27 protein-coding genes and 1 pseudogene are annotated in these 20755 nt (G+C 41.0%); 8 read left to right on the forward strand and 20 right to left on the reverse strand.

The genetic code is table 11. The annotated features are described in order from the left end of the window. Positions 1-5 precede the first annotated feature (5 nt). A complete protein-coding gene (locus DFR59_RS18675; RefSeq protein ID WP_245948534.1) occupies positions 6-902 on the forward strand; it encodes an IS3 family transposase in 897 nt (298 codons plus the stop codon). A gap of 281 nt (positions 903-1183) precedes the next feature. Here DFR59_RS18675 and DFR59_RS18680 read toward each other — a convergent pair whose 3' ends face one another. The 9 genes from DFR59_RS18680 to DFR59_RS18715 form a co-directional block, all read right to left on the reverse strand. Beyond that, positions 1184-1471, reverse strand: coding sequence for a hypothetical protein (locus DFR59_RS18680; RefSeq protein WP_114747180.1), 288 nt, complete (start codon positions 1469-1471; stop codon positions 1184-1186). Positions 1472-1514: 43 nt separating this feature from the next. Beyond that, positions 1515-1811 carry a hypothetical protein gene (locus DFR59_RS18685; protein ID WP_114747181.1) on the reverse strand — a complete coding sequence of 99 codons (297 nt, stop codon included), beginning with the start codon at positions 1809-1811 and terminating at the stop codon, positions 1515-1517. Between the two features lie 238 nt (positions 1812-2049). After that, a complete protein-coding gene (locus tag DFR59_RS18690) occupies positions 2050-2319 on the reverse strand; it encodes a hypothetical protein (RefSeq protein WP_114747182.1) in 270 nt (89 codons plus the stop codon). 36 nt (positions 2320-2355) lie between these two features. After that, positions 2356-2532, reverse strand: coding sequence for a hypothetical protein (locus DFR59_RS20165; protein ID WP_158538440.1), 177 nt, complete (start codon positions 2530-2532; stop codon positions 2356-2358). Positions 2533-2604: 72 nt separating this feature from the next. Continuing rightward, complete coding sequence (locus DFR59_RS18695; protein WP_114747183.1) at positions 2605-3006, reverse strand: hypothetical protein; 402 nt, start codon at positions 3004-3006, stop codon at positions 2605-2607. A 17-nt stretch (positions 3007-3023) separates the two neighbouring features. Beyond that, the gene (locus DFR59_RS18700) at positions 3024-3962 is read right to left on the reverse strand and encodes a hypothetical protein (RefSeq protein WP_114747184.1); all 939 of its coding nucleotides are present in this window, start codon (positions 3960-3962) and stop codon (positions 3024-3026) included. Between the two features lie 202 nt (positions 3963-4164). Then, positions 4165-4497, reverse strand: coding sequence for a hypothetical protein (locus DFR59_RS18705; protein ID WP_114747185.1), 333 nt, complete (start codon positions 4495-4497; stop codon positions 4165-4167). Positions 4498-4595: 98 nt separating this feature from the next. Beyond that, the gene (locus DFR59_RS18710; protein WP_114747186.1) at positions 4596-5300 is read right to left on the reverse strand and encodes a class I SAM-dependent methyltransferase; all 705 of its coding nucleotides are present in this window, start codon (positions 5298-5300) and stop codon (positions 4596-4598) included. A 29-nt stretch (positions 5301-5329) separates the two neighbouring features. Then, a complete protein-coding gene (locus DFR59_RS18715) occupies positions 5330-7090 on the reverse strand; it encodes an ABC transporter substrate-binding protein (protein WP_158538441.1) in 1761 nt (586 codons plus the stop codon). Positions 7091-7565: 475 nt separating this feature from the next. Here DFR59_RS18715 and DFR59_RS18720 point away from each other — a divergent pair, with 475 nt between their 5' ends. The 6 genes from DFR59_RS18720 (at position 7566) to DFR59_RS18735 (ending at position 11159) form a co-directional block, all read left to right on the forward strand. Next, positions 7566-7949, forward strand: coding sequence for a VOC family protein (locus DFR59_RS18720; protein WP_114747188.1), 384 nt, complete (start codon positions 7566-7568; stop codon positions 7947-7949). Positions 7950-8095: 146 nt separating this feature from the next. Further along, positions 8096-8542, forward strand: coding sequence for a MarR family winged helix-turn-helix transcriptional regulator (locus tag DFR59_RS18725; RefSeq protein ID WP_114747189.1), 447 nt, complete (start codon positions 8096-8098; stop codon positions 8540-8542). A 71-nt stretch (positions 8543-8613) separates the two neighbouring features. Then, complete coding sequence (locus DFR59_RS20170) at positions 8614-8784, forward strand: hypothetical protein (RefSeq protein WP_158538442.1); 171 nt, start codon at positions 8614-8616, stop codon at positions 8782-8784. A 19-nt stretch (positions 8785-8803) separates the two neighbouring features. After that, a complete protein-coding gene (locus DFR59_RS18730; RefSeq protein ID WP_114747190.1) occupies positions 8804-9670 on the forward strand; it encodes a permease in 867 nt (288 codons plus the stop codon). A 545-nt stretch (positions 9671-10215) separates the two neighbouring features. After that, positions 10216-10386, forward strand: a complete 171-nt coding sequence (locus tag DFR59_RS20175; RefSeq protein ID WP_158538443.1) for a hypothetical protein — start codon at positions 10216-10218, stop codon at positions 10384-10386. Then, positions 10383-11159: a PIN domain-containing protein gene (locus DFR59_RS18735; protein ID WP_114747191.1), complete on the forward strand. Its 777-nt coding sequence runs from the start codon at positions 10383-10385 to the stop codon at positions 11157-11159. Before DFR59_RS20175 ends, DFR59_RS18735 begins: the two co-directional genes overlap by 4 nt. 301 nt (positions 11160-11460) lie before the next feature. Here DFR59_RS18735 and paiA read toward each other — a convergent pair whose 3' ends face one another. The 11 genes from paiA to DFR59_RS18795 form a co-directional block, all read right to left on the reverse strand. Then, the gene (gene paiA, locus DFR59_RS18740; protein ID WP_114747192.1) at positions 11461-11979 is read right to left on the reverse strand and encodes a spermidine/spermine N(1)-acetyltransferase; all 519 of its coding nucleotides are present in this window, start codon (positions 11977-11979) and stop codon (positions 11461-11463) included. Between the two features lie 18 nt (positions 11980-11997). Then, positions 11998-12450 carry a MarR family winged helix-turn-helix transcriptional regulator gene (locus DFR59_RS18745; RefSeq protein ID WP_114747193.1) on the reverse strand — a complete coding sequence of 151 codons (453 nt, stop codon included), beginning with the start codon at positions 12448-12450 and terminating at the stop codon, positions 11998-12000. A gap of 329 nt (positions 12451-12779) precedes the next feature. Further along, a complete protein-coding gene (locus DFR59_RS18750) occupies positions 12780-13799 on the reverse strand; it encodes a DUF4179 domain-containing protein (RefSeq protein ID WP_114747194.1) in 1020 nt (339 codons plus the stop codon). Then, positions 13796-14359 carry a sigma-70 family RNA polymerase sigma factor gene (locus DFR59_RS18755; RefSeq protein WP_114747195.1) on the reverse strand — a complete coding sequence of 188 codons (564 nt, stop codon included), beginning with the start codon at positions 14357-14359 and terminating at the stop codon, positions 13796-13798. Before DFR59_RS18755 ends, DFR59_RS18750 begins: the two co-directional genes overlap by 4 nt. Before the next feature lie 339 nt (positions 14360-14698). Then, positions 14699-15475, reverse strand: coding sequence for an ABC transporter permease (locus DFR59_RS18760; RefSeq protein WP_114747196.1), 777 nt, complete (start codon positions 15473-15475; stop codon positions 14699-14701). A 16-nt stretch (positions 15476-15491) separates the two neighbouring features. Further along, complete coding sequence (locus DFR59_RS18765; RefSeq protein ID WP_211318575.1) at positions 15492-16403, reverse strand: ABC transporter ATP-binding protein; 912 nt, start codon at positions 16401-16403, stop codon at positions 15492-15494. A gap of 410 nt (positions 16404-16813) precedes the next feature. Next, positions 16814-17209, reverse strand: a complete 396-nt coding sequence (locus DFR59_RS18775; RefSeq protein WP_114747199.1) for a VOC family protein — start codon at positions 17207-17209, stop codon at positions 16814-16816. 21 nt (positions 17210-17230) lie between these two features. Beyond that, the gene (locus DFR59_RS18780) at positions 17231-17875 is read right to left on the reverse strand and encodes a histidine phosphatase family protein (RefSeq protein ID WP_114747200.1); all 645 of its coding nucleotides are present in this window, start codon (positions 17873-17875) and stop codon (positions 17231-17233) included. 30 nt (positions 17876-17905) lie between these two features. After that, complete coding sequence (locus DFR59_RS18785; protein WP_114747205.1) at positions 17906-18757, reverse strand: alpha/beta fold hydrolase; 852 nt, start codon at positions 18755-18757, stop codon at positions 17906-17908. 55 nt (positions 18758-18812) lie between these two features. After that, positions 18813-19322, reverse strand: coding sequence for a mismatch-specific DNA-glycosylase (locus DFR59_RS18790; protein ID WP_114747201.1), 510 nt, complete (start codon positions 19320-19322; stop codon positions 18813-18815). Positions 19323-19351: 29 nt separating this feature from the next. Next, the gene (locus DFR59_RS18795; RefSeq protein ID WP_114747202.1) at positions 19352-19885 is read right to left on the reverse strand and encodes a hypothetical protein; all 534 of its coding nucleotides are present in this window, start codon (positions 19883-19885) and stop codon (positions 19352-19354) included. A gap of 122 nt (positions 19886-20007) precedes the next feature. On the opposite strand from DFR59_RS18795, the pseudogene DFR59_RS18800 reads away from it, so the two are divergent. Next, positions 20008-20648, forward strand: a pseudogene (locus tag DFR59_RS18800) (glycosyltransferase). Positions 20649-20755 lie beyond the last annotated feature (107 nt).

A 20755-nucleotide genomic window follows, 5' to 3' on the forward strand; every position in this document is an offset into this window, starting at 1 on the left:
AATTTATTTTTCAAAATAAAAACGATCATACGGTTGTGAAGATGTGCGAAGTTTTGGAGGTTTCTACTTCTGGCTATTATGCTTGGGAAAAAAGACAGGATCAGGAGGAAACAGAGAGAGAGCGCTGGAGACGTCTTATTGACGAGCGAATTCGCTATCATTTCCACGACAACCTGGGGACGTATGGAAGTCCGAGGATCTATCGAAAATTGGTTAAGGTGGATCACCTACAAGTCTCGCTTAAAACGGTGACGAACCGCATGAGAGAAATGGGTTTATATGCGACACCGCCAACACGATACATTCAGACTACGGATTCAGATCACCAGCAGCTTGTGTTCAAAAATGAGTTGAACCGACAATTTAAGCCTGAAGAACCCAACCGTGTTTGGGCAACGGATATCACCTATATTCATACAGGGGAGGGATTTATTTATTTAAATCCAGTTTTAGACCTGTTTTCCCGCAAGGTAATTAGCTATAGCATTGGTGACCGCATGGACGCTGAATTGCCGTTAAAAGCATTAAAAGAAGCCCTTGAAATTCGCCAGCCCGCTGAGGGATGGATCCACCATTCGGACCGGGGGAGTGTGTACTGTTCAAAAAAATATATTGAAGCCTTGGAGGATGCCAAAGCGACCATCAGTATGAGTAGGAAATCAACCCCTTATGATAACGCTTGTGTAGAATCGTTTTTCGCCTCCCTTAAGAAAGAATATTTGTACAAGTTTGTGTTTAAGACAAAAGCAGAAGCCATCGGGGCCATCCAGTTTTATATTCGGTTTTATAATCATAAAAGAATCCACTCGACATTAGAATACGCCACACCGATTGAATATGAAAAGGCGTATAAAGAGGCACAGCGTTTAAACGCCACTGAGGAGAAATTGCCCTCTGCCTGAAGGAACCATTGTTTCACAAATGGTTCCTTCAGGCAGAGGCCTCCAAGCGGAGTGAAAACGAAGTGCGGAAGGAAAAAAGTACGCCTTTACCTGGAATATAAGTGTCTACTTTATTGACAGAAGTCCAAACCACTCAACTTTCCTGCCCGACCGCTCAACTTTCTGCTCAAACCGCTCAACTACTCATTTACAAGAAATAAATCTCTGGTTTTTGCCCACATGTACATAAAAAAGGACCCCCAAAAACGCAGGATCCTCCATATAATAAATTGCTGCTATATTCATGGACCATAAAAGATCATAAAAAGCATCAAACAAATATTAAATACTAACAAAATTTTTCCAGGCAGTCTCCTTAACGCTAATAAAGAAAATATAAAGGCAAGGAAAAATGATGCAATAGCAGCTTTGGACGGAAAATACGGAAAATCTAAAATTCCGACCATCGGAAAATATAAAATCACTGTGCTCATAATCAAAAAACTAAATGTAAATAGTGCTGAAAGTGAAACATAGATATAATTGGTCAGCTTTTTCATCTGTTGCTTCTCATAATCAACTTCAGACATTCTTTCACTCCTTTGATTTAAGTCGTATGACCTGCTTACTTATTCACATAGTCAATTTTCCATTTCTCTTAATCATTACTATTCCAGCAATCACCTGAAGCACCGCCGGCAAAGTATAAAAGATCGCCAACCCGATAATCCCCATTCCCGCTGTGACTAGCAGCCAAATCCCAGAAGACCTCCTATTCCTAAAGGAAACGATCACTGCAATGATTCCAGCAAGCACACCTAACAGTCCAATATTCCCAAAAGTATATGAATCATCTACAATCGCAAACAACATACAAAACACTGATAAAATAATTCCTAAAAGTCCGCCTATTACACCAAGTGTTTTCATTTTAATCCCCCTTACTTGTGAGACGTATCATCCTGCAAAAAGTTTCCAATTTCAAAGAAATTCATAAAAAATCGGGAAGTCCCTGTCACTTAGAAAAGCGGAAGCGCTCTGATAGCCCTTCCATGCATAAGTCGGGACTCGGAGGAAATCCTGATTTCCGTAGAGGTACGGCTTATGACTCGAGGGGCTGATCGCTTTTTATCGAAAAAAAAAAGACCACTCCAACAGCAGTCTCTACCTATACAGTTCCTATAAAGGAAATCAACGACAAGCAGCAGAATATCGCGATCCCCATTGATAAAAGCGAGATGTATTTTAAAACTCCTTTTTCCTTCCCAATAATAGCAGCGATGGATAATAGGAATCCTACTATATAGATGATTGCTCCCGCCATGGCTCCATACCAGTTTGTGATGAATGGTACATTTAACGGTGAAAATGGCTCAATCATGAAAAATAATCCGATTGAAACCAATCCTAGGGACCATATGCTATATGTTTTTTTCAAAAAGAACACTCCTTAATCAAAACTTAACCCTTTATTCTACATAAACGGTGGAACTGAATCCTGATTATTATGATTGAGCGCCTCCGCCTCTGCCCTCTCCTGGCTGTCGGATTTGGTTGGAGGGGCCATATCTTTTTTAAACATACGAATAAGGAGTGCTGCTGCGACAAGAACCAAGACGAATCCCCAGAAAAAATAGCCGATCATGGTCATTTGCATTCACCCCCTTTAGATTCTCCGTTCAACTAGCCTATGAAAATACCATTGGATGTTATCATTTCGTGTTTAAGGTCGATACCCGTAAGCAAATACAAACATAAACGTTAGGAACAGGAATATGGCGCCCACTGGGATCAAACTCAGCAGAACTAATATTTTCGCTCTCTTGCTGTACACACTTGTAAACCATTTATAGTAGATGAAGAGGAGAATGCCGAGCAGCGGCCAGAAAAGGAAGTCCGCTATTTTGTCCACCCACCCGGAATTCTTATCCCAGTATGCATCCGGGACTGGAAGAACATTTTCATATTGTGTATCAATTTTGTTTTTCACTGTGATGAACACATAGGAAACGACCGCATAATACGCGACGATGACAGCCTTTGCCCATATGTATAAGTATCTGTTAAGGATGATGACGATTAAAATCAGTGCCAGCATGATAAAGAAACCCGTATACTGTTGCAAATAATTACCTCCGTCGTCTACAAGCTTTCGATCAGCTCACGTTTTTGTGTTTGGACTGATTTTAACTCACGCTCTTTTTCTTCCTTTTGATCCTTCAATCTGTCTGTGATTTCTAGAACTGAATCCAGCTGGCTTCTCGCCTGATCCAATGAGTCCTGGATTTTCCCCTGAACCATGAAGTCTGCGATGAATCCGTCGAAGAAGAAATCGGCAAATTTCAGCATTCCGGAAATGCCTACTTCCAGTTGGGCTGTTTCTTCGACATCGAGCAATTCCTTTTGAAATGTGCGCATGCTCCTTTGTGCCTGATGAAGATGGTCTTCTGCCTTGTCGATATTATCGTGTTTGGCCATACTTGAGATCATCCCGCCGCCAAACATATCCCATGTTCCCCAGTTCTCAGCTTTCTCAAGCGATCTGATGGCCTGCTCGAGCCTGTTCTCCACGTGCCAGCCAGCTGTAATTGCCTCATCCAGCTCGGTGATGGTTGCCTTCAGGTTCCCTTCCTGCTCACTGATATTCAATACTTTTTCAGCTGATGGCGAGAAGCTCGATGTAACCATCTGTTCCTTTTCGAAAAGAAGCTGGCGGTACTCATCCTCCACATTCTCCAAACTGGTCAGTTTAAAATTGAGTTCCTGCATGGCGGCTTGAATGTCTTTCTTCGTTTTCTCCGCTTCTTCCAGCTTATGCTGGGCGACAATCATTTCCTGCTGTTCAGTAGATAATTTCTCATCCTTCTTGCCGGACAATGTGGCAAATAGGTTTGTCAGGCTGACGCGCTCCAGCTTCTCAACATCCTTTTTCTCCGATTCAAACTGTTTTCTCAGTCGAGAAATCGTCTGCTCCATCGTTTTCAATTCCTTCTGATAATCCTTCAGCTGCACTTCCGCTTTCTCTTTTTTCCGCAAGTCTTGTTTCACATCAACAAGCCTCTCATTTATTTGTTCAAACATGAAAATCCCTCCCGTATAACTTATACTACGAGCCAAAAAGGAAAAAGTTTCAAATAATTCACTTGCTGCGGAATACCTTAAAGACATACGTGGCGATGACCACAATGGCAAGAATCATCCCCAGCTGAAAAATAAAATCTCCCATGATTCTGCCTCCTTTCTATAAAAAAACACTTTATCGATAAAGCCTACAATTCTCTTCTTACAACTTTTTAACGAATAAGAACCATTTCGGAACAAAAGACCCTATCAAGGGTAAGAAGGGAATCAAAAACTTTTTTCCCCTGATTGGAGAACCACACAATAGTTGAACCTCTTCCTCTTCATTAATTTCAAATTCAATCCTTTTACTTTTAGTCCAATCAATCGATATATACAAATCATGTTTTCCGTTTTCGATTGGTACTACAATTTCTTCACCATCTCGTATATCACTGATACGCTTGTTATCCAAATATACTTTAAATTTTCTAAATCCATTTATATATTGAGACGTTCTGATTAATCGTAAAGTTCCTTTAGTTTCGGTAATCAATTTAATCCCCCTTGAGCTTAATTACTATTTTTTCTCCTCATTAGATGGACTGCTTACCATTACAAAAGCTTTGAGTATACGGATTATTTTATATAAAATCATTTAACTGCATTAATGATTAAAAATTGTGGACTTTTCATAAGCCGTTCATAACCTTCAGGGTCTATTTCTTTAAATGCAGCTGTAGGCTGCGGCTCAATAACTTTTTTAATAGAAAAATAGCTAAGTGTAGTGTTTAAAATGGTACTTAGAGGTCTTCTGTAAAAAGGAACTTTATATAATTTACCTTCTTTATTCCACTGATCAATTATTAATTCCGTTGAGAAATAGCCAGGTTCCTGGAGTAATTTTATATCTGTCATAGGATGGTGCACCGAAAACAACAGGGTACCTCCTGGCTTCAATATCCTTTGGAATTCACTAAAGGTTTTATCCCAATCTTTTATGTAATGCAATGTAAGTGAACTTAAAATAAAATCGAATGAGTTATCATCAAAAGGTAGTTTCTCACTTAAATCTAAACAAATAACCTTAGCCGTTTCCCCAATGCGCTTTTTTGAAGAATTAATCATCTCAGGGCTAATATCCGCTGCTGTAACACTTGCTCCTTTAAGGACTAACTGTCTGGTATACCATCCAGCCGCACACCCGGCGTCTAAAACATTTTTACCGCTTAAATCTTCAGGTATCTGCTCTAGCATTGTTGGTCTCTCATATTGGCTATTATATAAGCTGTCAGTGTCCACACTGTTTTCGTATACCTTAGCAAGTTGATTGAACGTTTCTTTTACTTTGTCTTTCATCACTTCACCCCATGAATTAATTTGTAAAATTAAATAGAGGAACTCTTATACCACAACTCTCCAAAATCCACCCACATCCTAGGAGTGATTTTGACTCCCTCCAATGCGTAGTCATAGGAAATGTCCAGCTGTTTGTGGACCAGAAAAATGAGCACGCCTGACTCGACCAAAGCATTTTCCAGTTCTCCATACATCTCGATTCTCCGCTGTTGCTCCGCTTCCTCCTTGATCCGGTTCACATAGGCAGCCACTTTTTCTTTCCAATCATCTGTCATTAACGGGTAGATGAATCCATCTTCAAAAAGTAAGAGTTCAAAGATCGATACCAACCCTTCATTAGGAGTTCCCTCAAACATGACAAAGTCCGCTTCAAGCAGGACTTCTTTGGAAAGAATCTGATCCCAATCCATAATCTTCACGACAAGCTGCACTCCGAAATCTTCAAGCATTTTTTTCAAAATGTTGGCGTCTGCCTCATGCCTTTTGTAAGTGATCAGTGTTAAGGTGATTTTTTCATCAAGAGGGACAATTGCTTTTGCCATTGCTGAAGCTGCCTTGCTTCGATCAGTTACATTAAACCCATAAGCAGGCCCCGTTCTCGAATGGCCGATTTTTAAAAATTCTTCCCTATTAATCATCCTTTGAATGGTCTGCCTGAACTCTTCGTTTGCCAAGGGACCTTTTTTGGAAGCATTCAAAAGAAGGACATTGGTGCCGGAAAAAATAGAAGACCGATTCTTCCACTCTTTTGAAGGGAGTGCATTTGTCTCATCCGTATTCAAGAAAATCTTTGACTCTTCCATTCTATTTTCCTGCATATCCTCAGTAAGCCTTATAATTTCGATTCGATCCAAATGCGGCATGAATCCGTAGTAATTTTCAAAAGCCGTCAGCGTGCAGGAATCAGCCTCGGCTTTTTCAAATTCAAATGGTCCCGTGCCAGCAGGGCATTTGATTTCACCATCAAAATCAGAAGGATGTACAATCGACATCGGCACAGCTGCCACATACTGCAAAAACAAGTGATTAGGGCGATTCAACTCAATACTCACTGTGTGTTTTGATTCCACTTCAATCTCTGAAACATCTTGGACCAGCCACCTGTGGGGAGAGTTTTTCACCCGTTCCAGTGAAGCTTTCACCACCTCAGCAGTCAATTCTTTCCCATTATGAAACTGTATTTTTTTCCGCAAATAAAATGACCAGCGTGTTTTCGAATCATTGCTTTCCCAGTGATGAGCCAGGGCCGGTGCAAATGCCTCCGTCTCGTGGTTGTATTGAACGAGGGTACTGAACACCTGACTTGCAAGATGCGCATCCAAATCAAAGAACACTCTAGTGGGATCAAATGTGGTGATAGGCCTGAAGATGGGAAACCGCAGCACTTCCAACTCATCTTCGGAAGACTGGATTCTTTGATAGCCAAAATAGTCGCGAATCCAGCTGTGGACATAATCTTCAACAGCCGTCCCTGAGCCGAATTCCTTCACCAGCTCCAACGCTAACGTCAATTCCTGATGATCAATAAGAGATTCCACCTGTTTAAGCAGGCTCGATTGCAGCGACTCCAAGAATAGAATCGTAGATAAGTTGCCGCGCCCCTTGCCTGGCCGGAACTCCATAAACCCCTCATCCACCAATTTCTTCACAATGATTTTGGCGTTTTTTTGCGTACAAAAGAAAATATCCATCAACTTATTCATCGAAACCTGAATTTCGCTATGATTGTCAAAGTTTCTATATGCCTTTCTTAAAGCGAGAAAATAATAATGATGATTTTGCAGATTCATAGAATTCTCACATCCTTTTATTACATTCATCATCTATTAGAAAAATTTGGGTGTCAAGATGGGAAAAAGAGGTGGAAAAATACGCGGGGGCCTGCTTGGTATTGGTGGCTGCTCCCCACTTTTAGCGTTTATCCCGCAACTTTCTCGGCTGACCGCTCAACTTTTTGCCCCGACCACCGCACTTTCGCCGCCAACCGCTCAACTTTTTGAGCTAACCCCGCAACTTTCTGCTACAACCGCCGAACTTTCGCTGCCCACCGCTCAACTTCCCTTTTATCGGAAAATCAAAGCCTCGCGTTCAAACCTTCTCCCCACTCCCAAAACCCATCCCTCCTTGCCAACTATCCGGCGCAGCCGGCAAATTAAAAGAGCTTTTGTATCTTTCTGCACTAATTTCTAGCACCTAAAAAAGGAAACCCATCTCCCTTGTAGAATAGTGATAGGTGAAATGACTACCTAAAATGGGGGAATGAGAATGATTCATAAGGTCGGGCAGATCATGGTGTACGTCAACAATCAGGATAAGGCTGTAGAATTTTGGACTGAGAAATTGGGATTCACTAAGGTTTCAGAAGAAGACAATGGCCAAGGATTGAGAAGGATCGAGGTGGCGCCATCGGCAAGTGCTGAAACGAGTATCATTTTGCACAACAAAGAATTCATTGCAAAAATGTCGCCTGAGTTGAATCTTGGCACACCATCTTTAATGTTCTTCTCTAACAACCTGGATCAGCTTCACAGCGATTTATCAAACAAACAGGTAACCGTTGGCGAAATGGTCACCATGCCATCAGGCAAAGTATTCAATTTCTCGGATGATGAAGGAAACTATTTTGCTGTCATGGAAAAATCAAACTAAGTCTCAATAACGCAGCCCCTCTCCCCCTCTTATTTTAATAAGGGAGTAGAGGGTTATTTTTTTTCAAAAAATATTTGCATTTCGCAATAAAAATAAGTTGCAATTCGCAAATAATAAGCGTATAAATAAATCAAGAGGTGAAAATAATGGAAAATCTCAGAGAAATGTTTCAAGTAATGACTAGGCGCTTTGGTCTTTTGAATAAGAACTGCTGCCAGGTTGGCGGAACAGAAATCTCCATGGTGCAAAGCCATATCCTTTATGAAATACTGCGGAATGATAAGCCTTCGATGCAACAAGTGGCAGATACGATTGCAGTGGATATCACAACCTTCAGCAGGCAAATCCAGACCCTGGTCAAAATGGGGCTAGTCAAAAAATCCCCGCTTCCTGAGGATCGACGTGTTTATCAGCTCTCCCTCACCACAGAAGGAAAGTATGTTGCTGCGAAAATCGATGCGGACATGAACGAATACCTAAACGAGGTCTTTTCCAATATGAGCGAGTTTGAACGGGATATGGTGATTAAATCAATCCACCTTCTCAACGGTGCTATGGCTAAGTCAACTGTTTGTTGTAAACCACTACTTTAAGAGCAAATTCAGTTTGCTCTTAAAATAAAAATTAATACTTGCAAATTGCAAATAAAAAAGGAGTGTTCACGATGTATTTTACTGAAATGGAATTGAAAGCTTTTTATGAAATGAAAAGAGAGATGTTGGAGATGGAAATCGCAGCAATCCGCTTCAAGAAGGACTTAAAACGCCAAAGAGCCGCTGCTGCAAAGCCTGATTGCTGTGATTTTAAAATCGAAAAAGTATGCTGTGAATTTTAACTATTAGGGGGAATTGACGATGTGGTCTGAAGTATTTCATAGTTTTTTATCAATCGCTATAGAATTGACGGTTTTGTTTGTTGGTATATCTTTTCTCATCAATCTTTTCCAAGGATTGATCCCTTATGAAAAAATGGAGCGTCTGATGGGAAAGAGCCATCCGTTGGTAAGTGCACTTGTCGCTTTAGGATTTGCCTTTATCACGCCATTCTGCTCATGCTCCACCATCCCAGTCGTCGTGAATCTGCTCAACAAGAAAATCCGGTTTGGCATCGTCATGATCTTCTTATTCTCATCACCTGTGCTGGATCCGACCATCATCACACTTATGGCAGCTGTACTCGGGGTTAAAGTCGCAGCCGCATATACAGTAATCACGTCCATCCTTTCCGTGATCATCGGCTTTGCACTGGAAGAGTTCGGCTTTGAAGAACAGATCAAAAATGTGGTCGTCAAAGGCTATGAAGAACCGATTAAAAAGTTCCAGCTGAAAGCCGCTTTGCTAGAAACGCTTCAACTAATGAAAAGCGTCTATCCCTATTTGCTGATCGGGGCATTCATCGGCGCATTCATCCACGGAGCCGTTCCGACCAGCTGGATCTCAACATTTATGGGAGGTGATAAGTGGTGGCTTGTACCGATCGCTGCAATCATCGGAATCCCGCTTTACATCAGACTTTCTACCATGATTCCGATCTCGCAGATCATGATTGCCAAGGGAATGGCATTGGGTCCTGTCATGGCCCTGATGATCAGTTCCGCCGGTGCCAGTCTGCCAGAACTGACTTTATTAAACAGCATCTTCAAGAAAAAACTAGTCTTTGCATTCGTCGGCTCCGTCTTTACGATGTCAACATTATCAGGATTTTTATTCTACATCATTTAATTAGGAGGGTTTTAAGATGAGTATTTTAAAAAGCATATTTCAAAAGAAAGAAAGCTCTTGCTGCAATGTGAAAATTGAAGAAGTAAAAGAAGATATTAAAGCAGAAGATAGTAAGAAAACTGAGTGCTGCTGAAGCATCTGTCCGGGAAGCACCGGGACGGTTCTGGTGCTTCCTTTTCTGTGTTTGTTCTTTTAAAGTGGAGCGCTATCTCGACACTTTTGACGTTTATCCCGCAACTTTTGCGGCTGACCGCTCAACTCTTTGCCTGGACCCCTGCACTTTCGACGTCAACCGCTCAACTTTTTGAGATAACCCCGCAACTTTCAGCCGCAACCCCCGTACTTTCACCGCTAACCCCTCAACTAACCTTTTTATGGAAATTACACACATGATTTATTCCATTCAGGACCTGATTAACTGAATAAACCCCAACAATAGGAAATAGTTGTAAACTAAACTCTTATTTTATAGAATAGAGATATATTCAGTACATACCTTTTATAATAAGGAATTTTGGGAATTCTTATTGTAAGGGGGTGTAAAGATGAACAAGGAGGATGATCAAGCGATGCCGACACAAACTCCATTGATAAAATCAGAAGAGGAACTTTCCTTCGATGAACAACTTAAATTTCTTTCAAAGTCTATCGGATCTGTTAATATTGGTGAACATTCTGATCAAATCTGCCGGGAAGTCAGAGGGAAAGAATCATGACTATACACTACCTTGAAGACTATTGCGTCCCTGGAAGAGATTATTCCGAGGATGCTTTTTTTATGGATACCAATTATCTTATAGCCTTTATTAACCCTTCTCATTCCTATCACCTCTCCACAGTTATACACACCCTCTATCTCATCCAGCAGAAAGCGAAACTATTTATCAATGAAATCTTTCTTTCTGAAGCAGTTGATGTCCTAGCACGAGGCATTTATACAGAAGAACAATTTGAAGATTGGCTAAACAGTCAGAAACATAGGGATTGGTTATCTCATCATACTCCCAGTAGGCATGAGTATAACAATAAGAAAGACGAAATACGGGGTACTTTCATTGCTAAAGTTGTAAAAAATCATAAAAATCCCAAGCTATTAAGATACTACAATAAAAAATCAATTAAACATTTAGAAGACCTGATTCTATCTAGGCTATTCAATCTCACCGCTCCTGCCTTTTCCTCTCTCGAAACTGGATTGAACTTTGCAAAGTCCATTCCCCTGCAATCAAATGATGCATTCATAGCTGGAGCTGCTGCTATGAATGCTGCAAATCTCCTAACTTTCGATAATGATTTTAAGAAAGTAACAATCATCGCCCCTAACACTGGAAAGGAAGTCACACTATTTACTATGAAATTCACCAACAACTATCTGTTTAATAAGCGTTCTCATACTATCATTAATTCGCTTGATCAAAGCCTTAAAAAGGTGATTGTACAAGCTGTTGGCGGACAAGAACAGTTTTTAAAGAAATTCGGAAAGCACTAAATAATCTCATCAATCCACCACCTGTATTCCTACCTTCAGTAGAGAATTCCCCTGACACTTTTGGCTTTTACCGGTGCACTTTCCCTGCTGACCGCCGCACTTTTCGCGGTAACCCCTCAACTTTCTGCCAAGACCCCCGCACTTTCGACGTCAACCGCTCAACTTTTCGCCGTAACCCCTCAACTTTCAGGTTCAACCGCCGTACTTTGGCTGACAACCGCTCAACTAACCTAAATATGGAAATCAACAACCCCCAGAAAAACGCCTGCCCCTCTACCAGGGACAAGCACTTATTCAATATTTAATGAAGTGATTTCACCATAATTAAATCGGTTTGTTCTTCATCCCCCATATAAAACGAGTGGGTGTCCGTCTGCTCAAACCCCATCTTTTTATAGAAAGCAATTGCATTTTTATTCTTTTCCCACACGCCCAGCCAGATGTTCTGTTTCTTACTATCCATCGCAATTTCCATCGCTTTATTAAACAGGAATTTGCCAAGACCGTGTTTTTGAAATTCCTTTTTTATATAAATCCTCTCGATTTCGAGTGATTCTTCCCCCATTGACTCCGATTGCGCCTCATTGGTGTTCAGCTTTAAATACCCGGCTATTTCACCATTAGAAACTACAAAATAGAATTCAGATGAACGATTTGATAATTCTTTTTTCACTTGTTCCATGTTAAATGCTTTCTCTAAATACACCTTCATATTTTCGGGCGAGTTTTGATTCTTAAAAGTTTCATTGAACGTTTCATAACCAATCTTTTGAAGAATCGGCAAATCTTCTATCGTACACTTTTTTATGCTCATGGCCATTGTATTATGCGCTCCTTTTTAATAATTTCTTTTATTACCTTTTTTCACGAGTTCCCAATCGACTTCAACATTTTCCCTTACTCTTTGAAGAAGCTGAAAAAGGGTATTCGCTTCTTCTTCAGAAAATCCATCTAACGCGACACGATTGGAGTAATCATTCTCTCTTTTTATAAATGGGTATACATTCTTCCCTTTCTCTGTCGGAAAAAGCTTTTTAATCTTTTGGTTGTATTCATCATTTACCTTTTCAATAAACCCATTTATCTCAAGCTTTTTTATCGCGCGGGCAGCCGTTGTACGGTCCACTTTTATCAATTCAGCCAGCTTTTCCTGAATGATTCCTGGGTTTTCACATATCCGCACAAGGTACAAATACTGCCCTTTTGTCAGGTCATACTCTTTAAATTCAATGTTGCTGATAGAATCCAAAGCCCTGGCAATCATTCCGATTTCACGAAGAATCTCCATCATCACGACCTCCTATTACCGTTATTGTTGTAAATGCAACAATTTTAATTTGAATATAACTCATTTTTGTTGTATTTGCAACAAAAAGAAAGCGCGTGGACGGTTCTTGTGCTTCCTCACTTTGAGGTGCGGGCGGCTATCTCGACACTTTTGGTGGTTACCAGTGCACTTTCATGGTTGACCGCTCAACTTTTCGAGATAACCCCTCAACTTTCAGCCTCAACCGCCGCACTTTCGCCGCTAACCGCTCAACTTCCCTTTTATAGAAAACAAAAACCTACCCTCCGATGCGAAATTACACATTTCGCACCGAAAGGCAGGCCCTTTAAAAACTATTTCAACTCAATTTGAATCGGATCCATCTCTTTCGTTTCAAGGCCATCACCAGAACCTTTAGAGAAGTAGATGACGGGGACCACAATTAGCGACTTCGCCTTTGGATCGACAGACTTGATCGTACTGCTTCCATCAAACGAAATACCGTTGTCACGGCTGATGCCACCGTTGCTGTCCACTTTATAGGAATTCCCCAGATCATCGACAGCCGATTTGATTTCTACTGAAACATCCGGCCACTTCTCAAGGATCGCTTTGTCATCGACGTAGCGGCTGTAATGGATAATCGTTGATAGATCATTGGTTTCAAGCGACTGAATCAAGACCGAGACGCCATTTGCTTCAGTAGTTTGGTTCACAACCACTTTCTTGTTTTCTAACGAACGAACGTTAAAAGCAAATTTCCAATCGCCCTTAACAGATTCATTTGTTTTCATATTAACAAATGCCTTAGGCTCCCATCTCATGACCAGGCTATCAGGAGTTTTTCCTTTAAAATGTGGCGTTATTTTTTCCGTACCAACATAAGTATTTTCGTTAATTTTTTCAATCCGGCCAGAACTTCCCATTCCATCAGAGCCCTTAACATCGAAGGGAACCTTTAAATAGGGGGTTTCCCCAAGCTCTTTGTCCGTTTGAATGGCATAGGAAACCGTAATCGATGAACCATCAAATGCAGCATCTTCAATCATGACCGACACTCCGTTGCTCGTTTGAGTTTGAGAAATGTCAGCTGCCACTTTGGCAAAGTTCTCGTTATAAGAATCTTCCTCCGTAAAGTAGCTCATTATATTGTGGATGATCGGAATCTGCGTGGCGAGGGATGGAGCTGCAAAACTTCCTGCAATCCCGGCACCGATGACAATCACTGCCGCAGCCGCAATGCCCTGATAAGGTTTTCGCTTCTTCTTTCTCCCAAGAACGTGCTGCTTCACGCGCCTCTTCTCTAATTCACTGACCGCCACCGGTTCAATGTCATCTATTGAAATATCCACTAATTTCTTAACCTCGCTCATATGGTAAACCCCTCCTTCAATTGAATCGTTCTCGCCAACTTCTTCTTGCCACGGTACAATCGATTATCGACCGCTGATTTCGTTAACTGCAGCGACTCTGCAATCTCTCCATTCGAAAGTCCTACATAGTATTTCATCATAAAAATTTCCCGATCCACTTCATCCAATTTGCTTAACTCGAACAGCAGTTCATTCCTTTTCTCCCTCTCGAGCAAATCATTATGCCTGTTGTCTGCTATAGATTCGACTTCATCCAACTCTTCTTCCCGCGCTGCCTGCTTCTCATAGACGCGGTAAAAATCAATGGCTCGATACTTCGTAATCACACCTATCCACTTCTTGAAATCTTCTACTTCTCCGTTGAATTGATGACTGTTTTTCCAAACCTCCAAAAACACCTCATTGATGCAGTCATCCACCATATCCCGCTGGCCAATGGGCTGCAAAATTCTCATGGTAATCGCCTTCACATAAGGCATATACACATCAATCACATATTCCAATGCATCTTCCTTTTGCTTTTTCAAACGCTTAATAAAATTCCGATTAGAAACGGCCATTTTCTTTTCTCCTTTTGTTTTTGAAAAGCTCTTCATTATGTACAACGGTGGGTTCACCGAATAATTCGCAAGAAAATTTGTTTTTTTATCAATGGTCGGCTGGAGGCTATCTCGGCACTTTTGGCGGTAACCGGTGCACTTCCAGGGTTGACTGCTGCACTTTTCGTGCTAACCCCTCAACTTTCCGCTGCAACCGAGGCACTTTTGCCGTTAACAGCCTAACTTTTCATGTGATGAAAAAAACCAATGAAGAGGAATAATTTTCCTTATCATTGGCTTATATGCTGGACTAGAAATATGCACTTATCCTTGCTAAACACTACTCTTACCTTAATGTAATTAATAATGGGACAACGTAGCTCTTCTTTTAGCCACTTTTACACATCTTTTGAATATGAATAGTCCTAGGGATAACCAAAGGATGCCGTTAAGTATACCGCCTACCATCACGATTAATGGGGTTCCCATTCGATTGTGAATCATCACATCCCGCAGCCAACCACTGGATGGTGCATACGGGACGAGGATTGCGATCCATTGAAATGGTCCTTTAAAATCTGTGAATGGAATCATCACTAAGAAAAGGAACACAAACTGCAGTAAATCAAGAAATTGTGAGATTCGTTTTGATACAACCGCAATACTTGTAATCAGAAATCCTATACCGATCGATGTTAGATAGGTTGTAATAAGAGGAATGATAATGGCAAAACTCATATTCAGATGTTTACCTGTCAATAACATGATCACTTCCAATATGACTAACATCATAATGATTTGATAAAAGAATGTCACAACTGATCTTATAATTAATATAGAACTAATACCGACAGGAGCTAAAAAGAGCTGTTCCAATGTCCCATGTTGAGCTTCTCTCACAATCCCAAGCCCCATCAAATAAATAGGCCCCATCAGTAAAGTGTACTGGGCGTAGCTTACAATAGTATAAGATAGATTTTCTCCTTGAATCATCTTACCGCTGATATAGCTTGCCCCTAAAAATATTCCATAGAAAATGACGATCAAGAGAATCAATGAACTGACCCATTCAATAGGATACCGTTTCATGTCAATCCACTCTTTTTTGAATTCCGCGATGAATGTAGTAATGATCAAAGACCTCACCCCTTTCCTAAACGGTTATCATTTCTTTAAAGACATCTGTTAAACTTCCTTCTGCGAGCGCAATGTTGATGATTGGATTTGGATGCAGCAATGCAATAATTTCATAGATTTCTGTTTTTTGTTTAAATGATATTTTAAAGGAAGAGTCGTTATGGAACACGGCTCCTTTTTCTAACAGGAATTGCTTTGTTTCAGCTGATACGGTATTTCCTACCGTCACGGTGTACTCATTTTTCGTATATTGCTGGAGGATTTCATTTGTGATTCCTTCCAAAACAAGCTTCCCACCTCTAATGATCCCCACTCGATCGGCCAATTCCTGGGCCACATCCAGCTGATGAGTCGTCAGCAATATACTCACCCCTGTTCTGGCAATCTCCAAAATTAGCTCCTTGATTTTTTCAGAGGCTTCAAAATCCAGCCCTAGCGTCGGTTCATCTAAAAGAAGCAGTTTTGGTTTATGTATCAACGCTGCACAAATCGCCACTTTTTGCTGCATACCGCGACTCAATTGCTGAACAGTTGTTTCTATCTTATTTTCTAGTCCAAATCTGGTTAGCAGCTGTCTTCCGTATGTTTGTGCCTCTTTTGACCTCATTCCTTTTAAGCCGCCAAAGTAGCATAAATTTTCAATCGGTGTCATTCTCCAATACAAATTCCGATTGCCCTCTAATACTGCACCAATTTCATTCAAGTGTTTCTTATGTGTTGCGGTATCCTGACCATTAATCAATACATTTCCTTTATCTGCTTGAACCAGGCCGGCAATGATTTTAATTGTCGTCGTTTTGCCCGCCCCATTCGGACCAAGAAATGCATAGATTTCACCAGGTGAAATATGTAAATCAAGACTATCTACAGCACAAAAAGACTTATTGTTTTTATGGAAAAACTTCGTTACATTGTTTACCTTTAGCAAGTACATCCCTCCTTAATTGGTGTTTAAAATTACTAGGCTCCTTTATCCTACCAAAAAAATCCTTTTTATACCCTAAATATTCCAAAAGTTATAAAAATTTTGTGTTTTGGGAATCACGGGGACGGTTCTTGTGCTTCCTCTCTGTAGTTCTGTGGCGTGATAATCCACTTTTGGCTTTGACCGGCGCACTTTCTTGGATGAACCCCTGCTCTTTTCGCACTAACCCCTCAACTATTCGCTCTAACCCCGCAACTTTCCGCCTCAACCGCTGAACTTTCTGAGATAACCCCTCAACTTTCAACTGCAACCCCCGCACTTTCGCCGCTAACCGCTCAACTATCCTTTCCATGGAAAAATCCAGCGAGCCCATTTGAAAAAACCAAACAAAAAAAGACCCCTAAAATTAGAGGTCATGGCGCTACCAACTCCACCTTGATCCGATCCGGGTCTTCAAAAAATACAGCGTAATACTGATCCCCTCCTGCAAAGGGATGCTTGTCCGTATACAGGATTTTTACCCCCTTACTCATTAACGCTTGTGTAATCTCATCCACATGCTGGCGCGAACTCGCATGAAAAGCAAGATGATTCAGTCCGACACGGCATCGGTGGTAAGGGATGTCCAGATACTTTTCTTCAGCTTGAACAAATACAATATACGTTTCATCCAACTTCCAACTCTGCCCTTTTTCCCATGATTGAAAAACCTCATAGCCCAACTCCTCTAGAAGCCAGCCCCAAAACTCGACAGAACGCTTTAAATCAGAAACATACAATTCAATATGGTGAATGAGTCCTTTTGACATGGAGGACCTCCCTTTCATAAATCACTTCCCTGCTGATTCTGCTACCCTGGCATTCTGCTCATCCCGATGGGAGATATCCCCTTCTATTTTTACTTCCCAAGCCCGATCCTGCATTTCAATGACAGTCAAACTCGTATCATGAATGAACGGGGGATCCCATAGCTGCTCAATAGGTTTATTTCTGAGAAGAGTCAATAATGCTTTGATAAATACAGAGTGCGTAACAACCAGGATATTCCCGCTGGTGTGCTCTGTTTGAATGCGATTCAAAAACCTCTGCACTCTTTCTTGCAGCTGGTAGAAGCTTTCTCCGGAATCTGAAGTGTATAAGTGCGGCGTATTCCAGAATGCCTGGAATTCAGTAGGATGCTGTTCTTCCAATACATCGTAAGTCTGGCCTTCCCATTCCCCAAGGTGGATTTCACGGAGATTTTCATTTGTGAAAACTTCCTGCTCCCTCTCACCCTTAATGATTTCAGTCGTTTTGACCGTTCTTATGCTGGGACTCGAATAAATGGATGTAAACTCAATATCCTTTAGACGACAGCCCAAGGATTCCGCATTTACTTCCCCCTTTTTGGTTAAATCCGAGTCCTTCCAACCTTGCAATCTCTTTTCCGTATTCCAAACTGTTTCCCCATGCCTGGTGACAAAAAGCTTTAGCATGCCTCTTCCCCCTTTTTCTCTTAACATCTTTCATCCTTGAAGATCAATTTCTTTTAAAAACACATCCATGACCTCAGCAAACCGCTCCGCTTCTTCTAAAAATGGGTAATGATTGCTATTTTCGAATACAACTAATTTTGAGGCAGGAATCCCCTCATGCATCTCCTCAGAGTACATTAACGGACACTGGACATCATATCTTCCACAAATGATTAAAGTGGGAGCAGATATAAACGCCAGCTTTCTAGTAACGTCAAAAATCTGTAATTCCCTACTAAAGAAATTCATTCGGATAGCAGACATCCCTTTACTAATATTTCGAGAAAAAATCTCTTCATATCTTTCGGGGGCAAATAATGAAAACTTGATTCGTTCAGCCTTTAGTTCATTTCTTTTTTCTACAGACAAATCCGGTCTTTTCAACATCTCATTTAAATCCTGCATTCTTTGATAATCTCGGTGTTCTGAATGATAGATGCTTTCCTTGGAGAATGTCGTATATTCTCTCGCAGCTGCCCCAACAATTACGTTAAATTCCAGACTTCTTGAAAAATAGATTCCATAAATCACTCCCAGCATTCCTCCGGTAGAATGCCCTGCGAATCCCCACTTTACAAAACCTAATACTTCGCGGATTGCCTCTAAATCAAATATGGTTTCTAACATACTCAATTGATAGGCTTCCTTTGCTTTTTCGGATTGTCCTGTCTCTCTTAAATTTACTAGGAATACTTTATGACTACCTGTAAATGCCTCTGCAAAATAATCTCCGGTCTCATTAAACTCGGAGTAATGATGCGTTACACAAATAGGCGGTCCTTCCCCCTTAGTGAACACTTCAAAAACTCCACGTGCCGTATTTAATAATCTCTTCTCCCACATGGTCAATTAAATTACCCTCTCATCCGTTTTTTCTTCTCTATGTATAACGTCCACCTCAACCCCGCCATCCCACATCCAACAACATTTGATAAATGTCCGCGATCTCCTCTACCTTCATCCGCACAAGTCCGCTTGAAGAAGGCGCAACAAAATCACGGACGCCAAGGACTGTCGATTCTTCCTGATAGCCCCATGGAACTTTTTTCTTACCAGAATACTGTTGATAGACTCCCTTGCCGACAAAGCAGGCAATCTTGGGACGATACTTCTCCAGTTTCCTTTTCAATAAAATTCTGCCTTCCCGGTATTCTTCTTTCGTTATTTGTGTGGCATCCTTTGTCGGCCTTTCTACGATGTTCGTCAGTCCATACCCAAGTTCAAGGAGGCTTCCATCTTCTTCAGGGTGATAGATCCGTGGAGTCAATCCTGCCTGATAAAGAATCTTCCAAAAGCGGTTAGTAGGATTGGCATAATGATGGCCCGTCTCACTGGACATGATGCTCGGATTGAATCCGATGAACACGATGTCGAGTCCTTCACTCAAGTGATCAGGAATCGTCTGCATCACAACATCTCCTTTCCTGTAAACAAATTTTATGTATGGTCATCAATACTATCAACCTTTGTAAAAATTCTTGAGTAAACATCCTGAACGTTCACTTTATTTACAGCATCATTATATAGCCCGAATTCCCAATTACTCCCTTTTATGCCTGATTCGTAATATCCATCGGCATATACCGCTGATCCTGTATCGGGATAGTCCTTGTACTCAACTTCTTCATCTACAAAAGGTACGTAGGATTTTTTTGATCCCATAAAGAAAAACGGAACCCCAGCGTTTCTATAGATTTTTGCATACGGTGCTTCGGATGCCTCTGATAAATATTTCTTCATAATAAACACAGCATCGTATTTCGCTGATAGATTTTCCTTCTTCAAATCATCTAGCGTAAGTTTCTTAAATTCAATATTTTTCTCCCTGACTTCCGGCGCATTCCCCACGACACCGATTACTAGTTTTCGTCCATTATATAATGGGCTGTCCTTTATTTCGTCTACAGAACTGCTGCATGCCGTTAAGACTGAAATAACCAGTAATAAAGCCAATAGCAATTTTCTTTTCACATTACCCTCTCCCCATCACCTTTATATTAACATATTTTTCCTACCGGCTTGTTCAGGCATAGAAAAACTCGGATTATCCATAATAAAAAGGGGATTTATCTAATTTTGGAAGGAGAACTATTATGAAAAAAATATGGTTGATAGGATTTATTATGCTGCTTTCTTTAAACATGGCTATTGTTCCAAACATGGCTTACGCAAAACCGCAAGCACAGTGCATCAGTCAATCCGAGACGGCGTTCAAGAATCAATTCAGGCGGCTTTGGTTTGACCATGTTCTGTGGACAAGCAATTATATTACAAGTGCGACGACGGCAGGTTCCAAGGATCAGCAGCAGGTGCTGACTCGACTTCTGCAAAATCAAAAGGATATCGGAAATGCTGTGAAGCCGGTATATGGTGAAAAAGCTGGAATAAATTAGCGGACTTGCTAACGGAGCATATCGTCATTGCAGGAAAAATTGTCGATGCTGCCAAAAAAGGAAATAAACCGCTCGTGGATAAGTTAAACAAAGACTGGTACAAAAATGCGGATGACATAGCTGTTTTCTTAAGCGGTGCCAACCCTAATTTAAATAAGGAAGACCTTAGAAAAATGTTATATATGCATTTAAAACTTGTCACAGACGATCTATCCGCAAGCTTAGCATCAGATTGGGGTGCGAGAATCGTCTCCATTGATGACGGTGTCTCCCACATCATCCTGATGGCTGATTCAATTTCTTCAGCTGTAGTGAAGCAGTTCCCGAATAAATTCAAATAAGATTCTTTTTAGAATCGAGTAGGCGCATGAATGATTCATGCGCCTCTCACAGATCCGTACGTGCGGGTCATCGCATACGGCTCCTCCATATTATCCCCGCTGGGGAT

Source organism: Falsibacillus pallidus, from assembly GCF_003350505.1.
Taxonomy (GTDB): Bacteria; Bacillota; Bacilli; order Bacillales; family DSM-25281; genus Falsibacillus; species Falsibacillus pallidus.

Excerpts from the sequence above, each read along its gene's own strand:
- DFR59_RS18745 (WP_114747193.1), bottom strand. The coding sequence starts at position 12,450 with ATGATGGAGATTCTTCGTGAAATCGGAATGATTGCCAGGGCTTTGGAT.
- DFR59_RS20175 (WP_158538443.1), top strand. The coding sequence starts at position 10,216 with ATGAACAAGGAGGATGATCAAGCGATGCCGACACAAACTCCATTGATA.
- DFR59_RS18700 (WP_114747184.1), bottom strand. The coding sequence starts at position 3,962 with ATGTTTGAACAAATAAATGAGAGGCTTGTTGATGTGAAACAAGACTTG.
- DFR59_RS18730 (WP_114747190.1), top strand. The coding sequence starts at position 8,804 with ATGTGGTCTGAAGTATTTCATAGTTTTTTATCAATCGCTATAGAATTG.
- DFR59_RS18790 (WP_114747201.1), bottom strand. The coding sequence starts at position 19,322 with ATGCAGACGATTCCTGATCACTTGAGTGAAGGACTCGACATCGTGTTC.
- DFR59_RS18780 (WP_114747200.1), bottom strand. The coding sequence starts at position 17,875 with ATGCTAAAGCTTTTTGTCACCAGGCATGGGGAAACAGTTTGGAATACG.
- DFR59_RS18720 (WP_114747188.1), top strand. The coding sequence starts at position 7,566 with ATGATTCATAAGGTCGGGCAGATCATGGTGTACGTCAACAATCAGGAT.
- DFR59_RS18680 (WP_114747180.1), bottom strand. The coding sequence starts at position 1,471 with ATGTCTGAAGTTGATTATGAGAAGCAACAGATGAAAAAGCTGACCAAT.
- DFR59_RS18750 (WP_114747194.1), bottom strand. The coding sequence starts at position 13,799 with ATGAGCGAGGTTAAGAAATTAGTGGATATTTCAATAGATGACATTGAA.
- DFR59_RS20170 (WP_158538442.1), top strand. The coding sequence starts at position 8,614 with ATGTATTTTACTGAAATGGAATTGAAAGCTTTTTATGAAATGAAAAGA.
- DFR59_RS18785 (WP_114747205.1), bottom strand. The coding sequence starts at position 18,757 with ATGTGGGAGAAGAGATTATTAAATACGGCACGTGGAGTTTTTGAAGTG.
- paiA (WP_114747192.1), bottom strand. The coding sequence starts at position 11,979 with ATGGCCATGAGCATAAAAAAGTGTACGATAGAAGATTTGCCGATTCTT.
- DFR59_RS18755 (WP_114747195.1), bottom strand. The coding sequence starts at position 14,359 with ATGGCCGTTTCTAATCGGAATTTTATTAAGCGTTTGAAAAAGCAAAAG.
- DFR59_RS18710 (WP_114747186.1), bottom strand. The coding sequence starts at position 5,300 with ATGAAAGACAAAGTAAAAGAAACGTTCAATCAACTTGCTAAGGTATAC.
- DFR59_RS18725 (WP_114747189.1), top strand. The coding sequence starts at position 8,096 with ATGGAAAATCTCAGAGAAATGTTTCAAGTAATGACTAGGCGCTTTGGT.
- DFR59_RS18775 (WP_114747199.1), bottom strand. The coding sequence starts at position 17,209 with ATGTCAAAAGGACTCATTCACCATATTGAATTGTATGTTTCTGATTTA.
- DFR59_RS20165 (WP_158538440.1), bottom strand. The coding sequence starts at position 2,532 with ATGACCATGATCGGCTATTTTTTCTGGGGATTCGTCTTGGTTCTTGTC.
- DFR59_RS18735 (WP_114747191.1), top strand. The coding sequence starts at position 10,383 with ATGACTATACACTACCTTGAAGACTATTGCGTCCCTGGAAGAGATTAT.
- DFR59_RS18685 (WP_114747181.1), bottom strand. The coding sequence starts at position 1,811 with ATGAAAACACTTGGTGTAATAGGCGGACTTTTAGGAATTATTTTATCA.
- DFR59_RS18715 (WP_158538441.1), bottom strand. The coding sequence starts at position 7,090 with ATGAATCTGCAAAATCATCATTATTATTTTCTCGCTTTAAGAAAGGCA.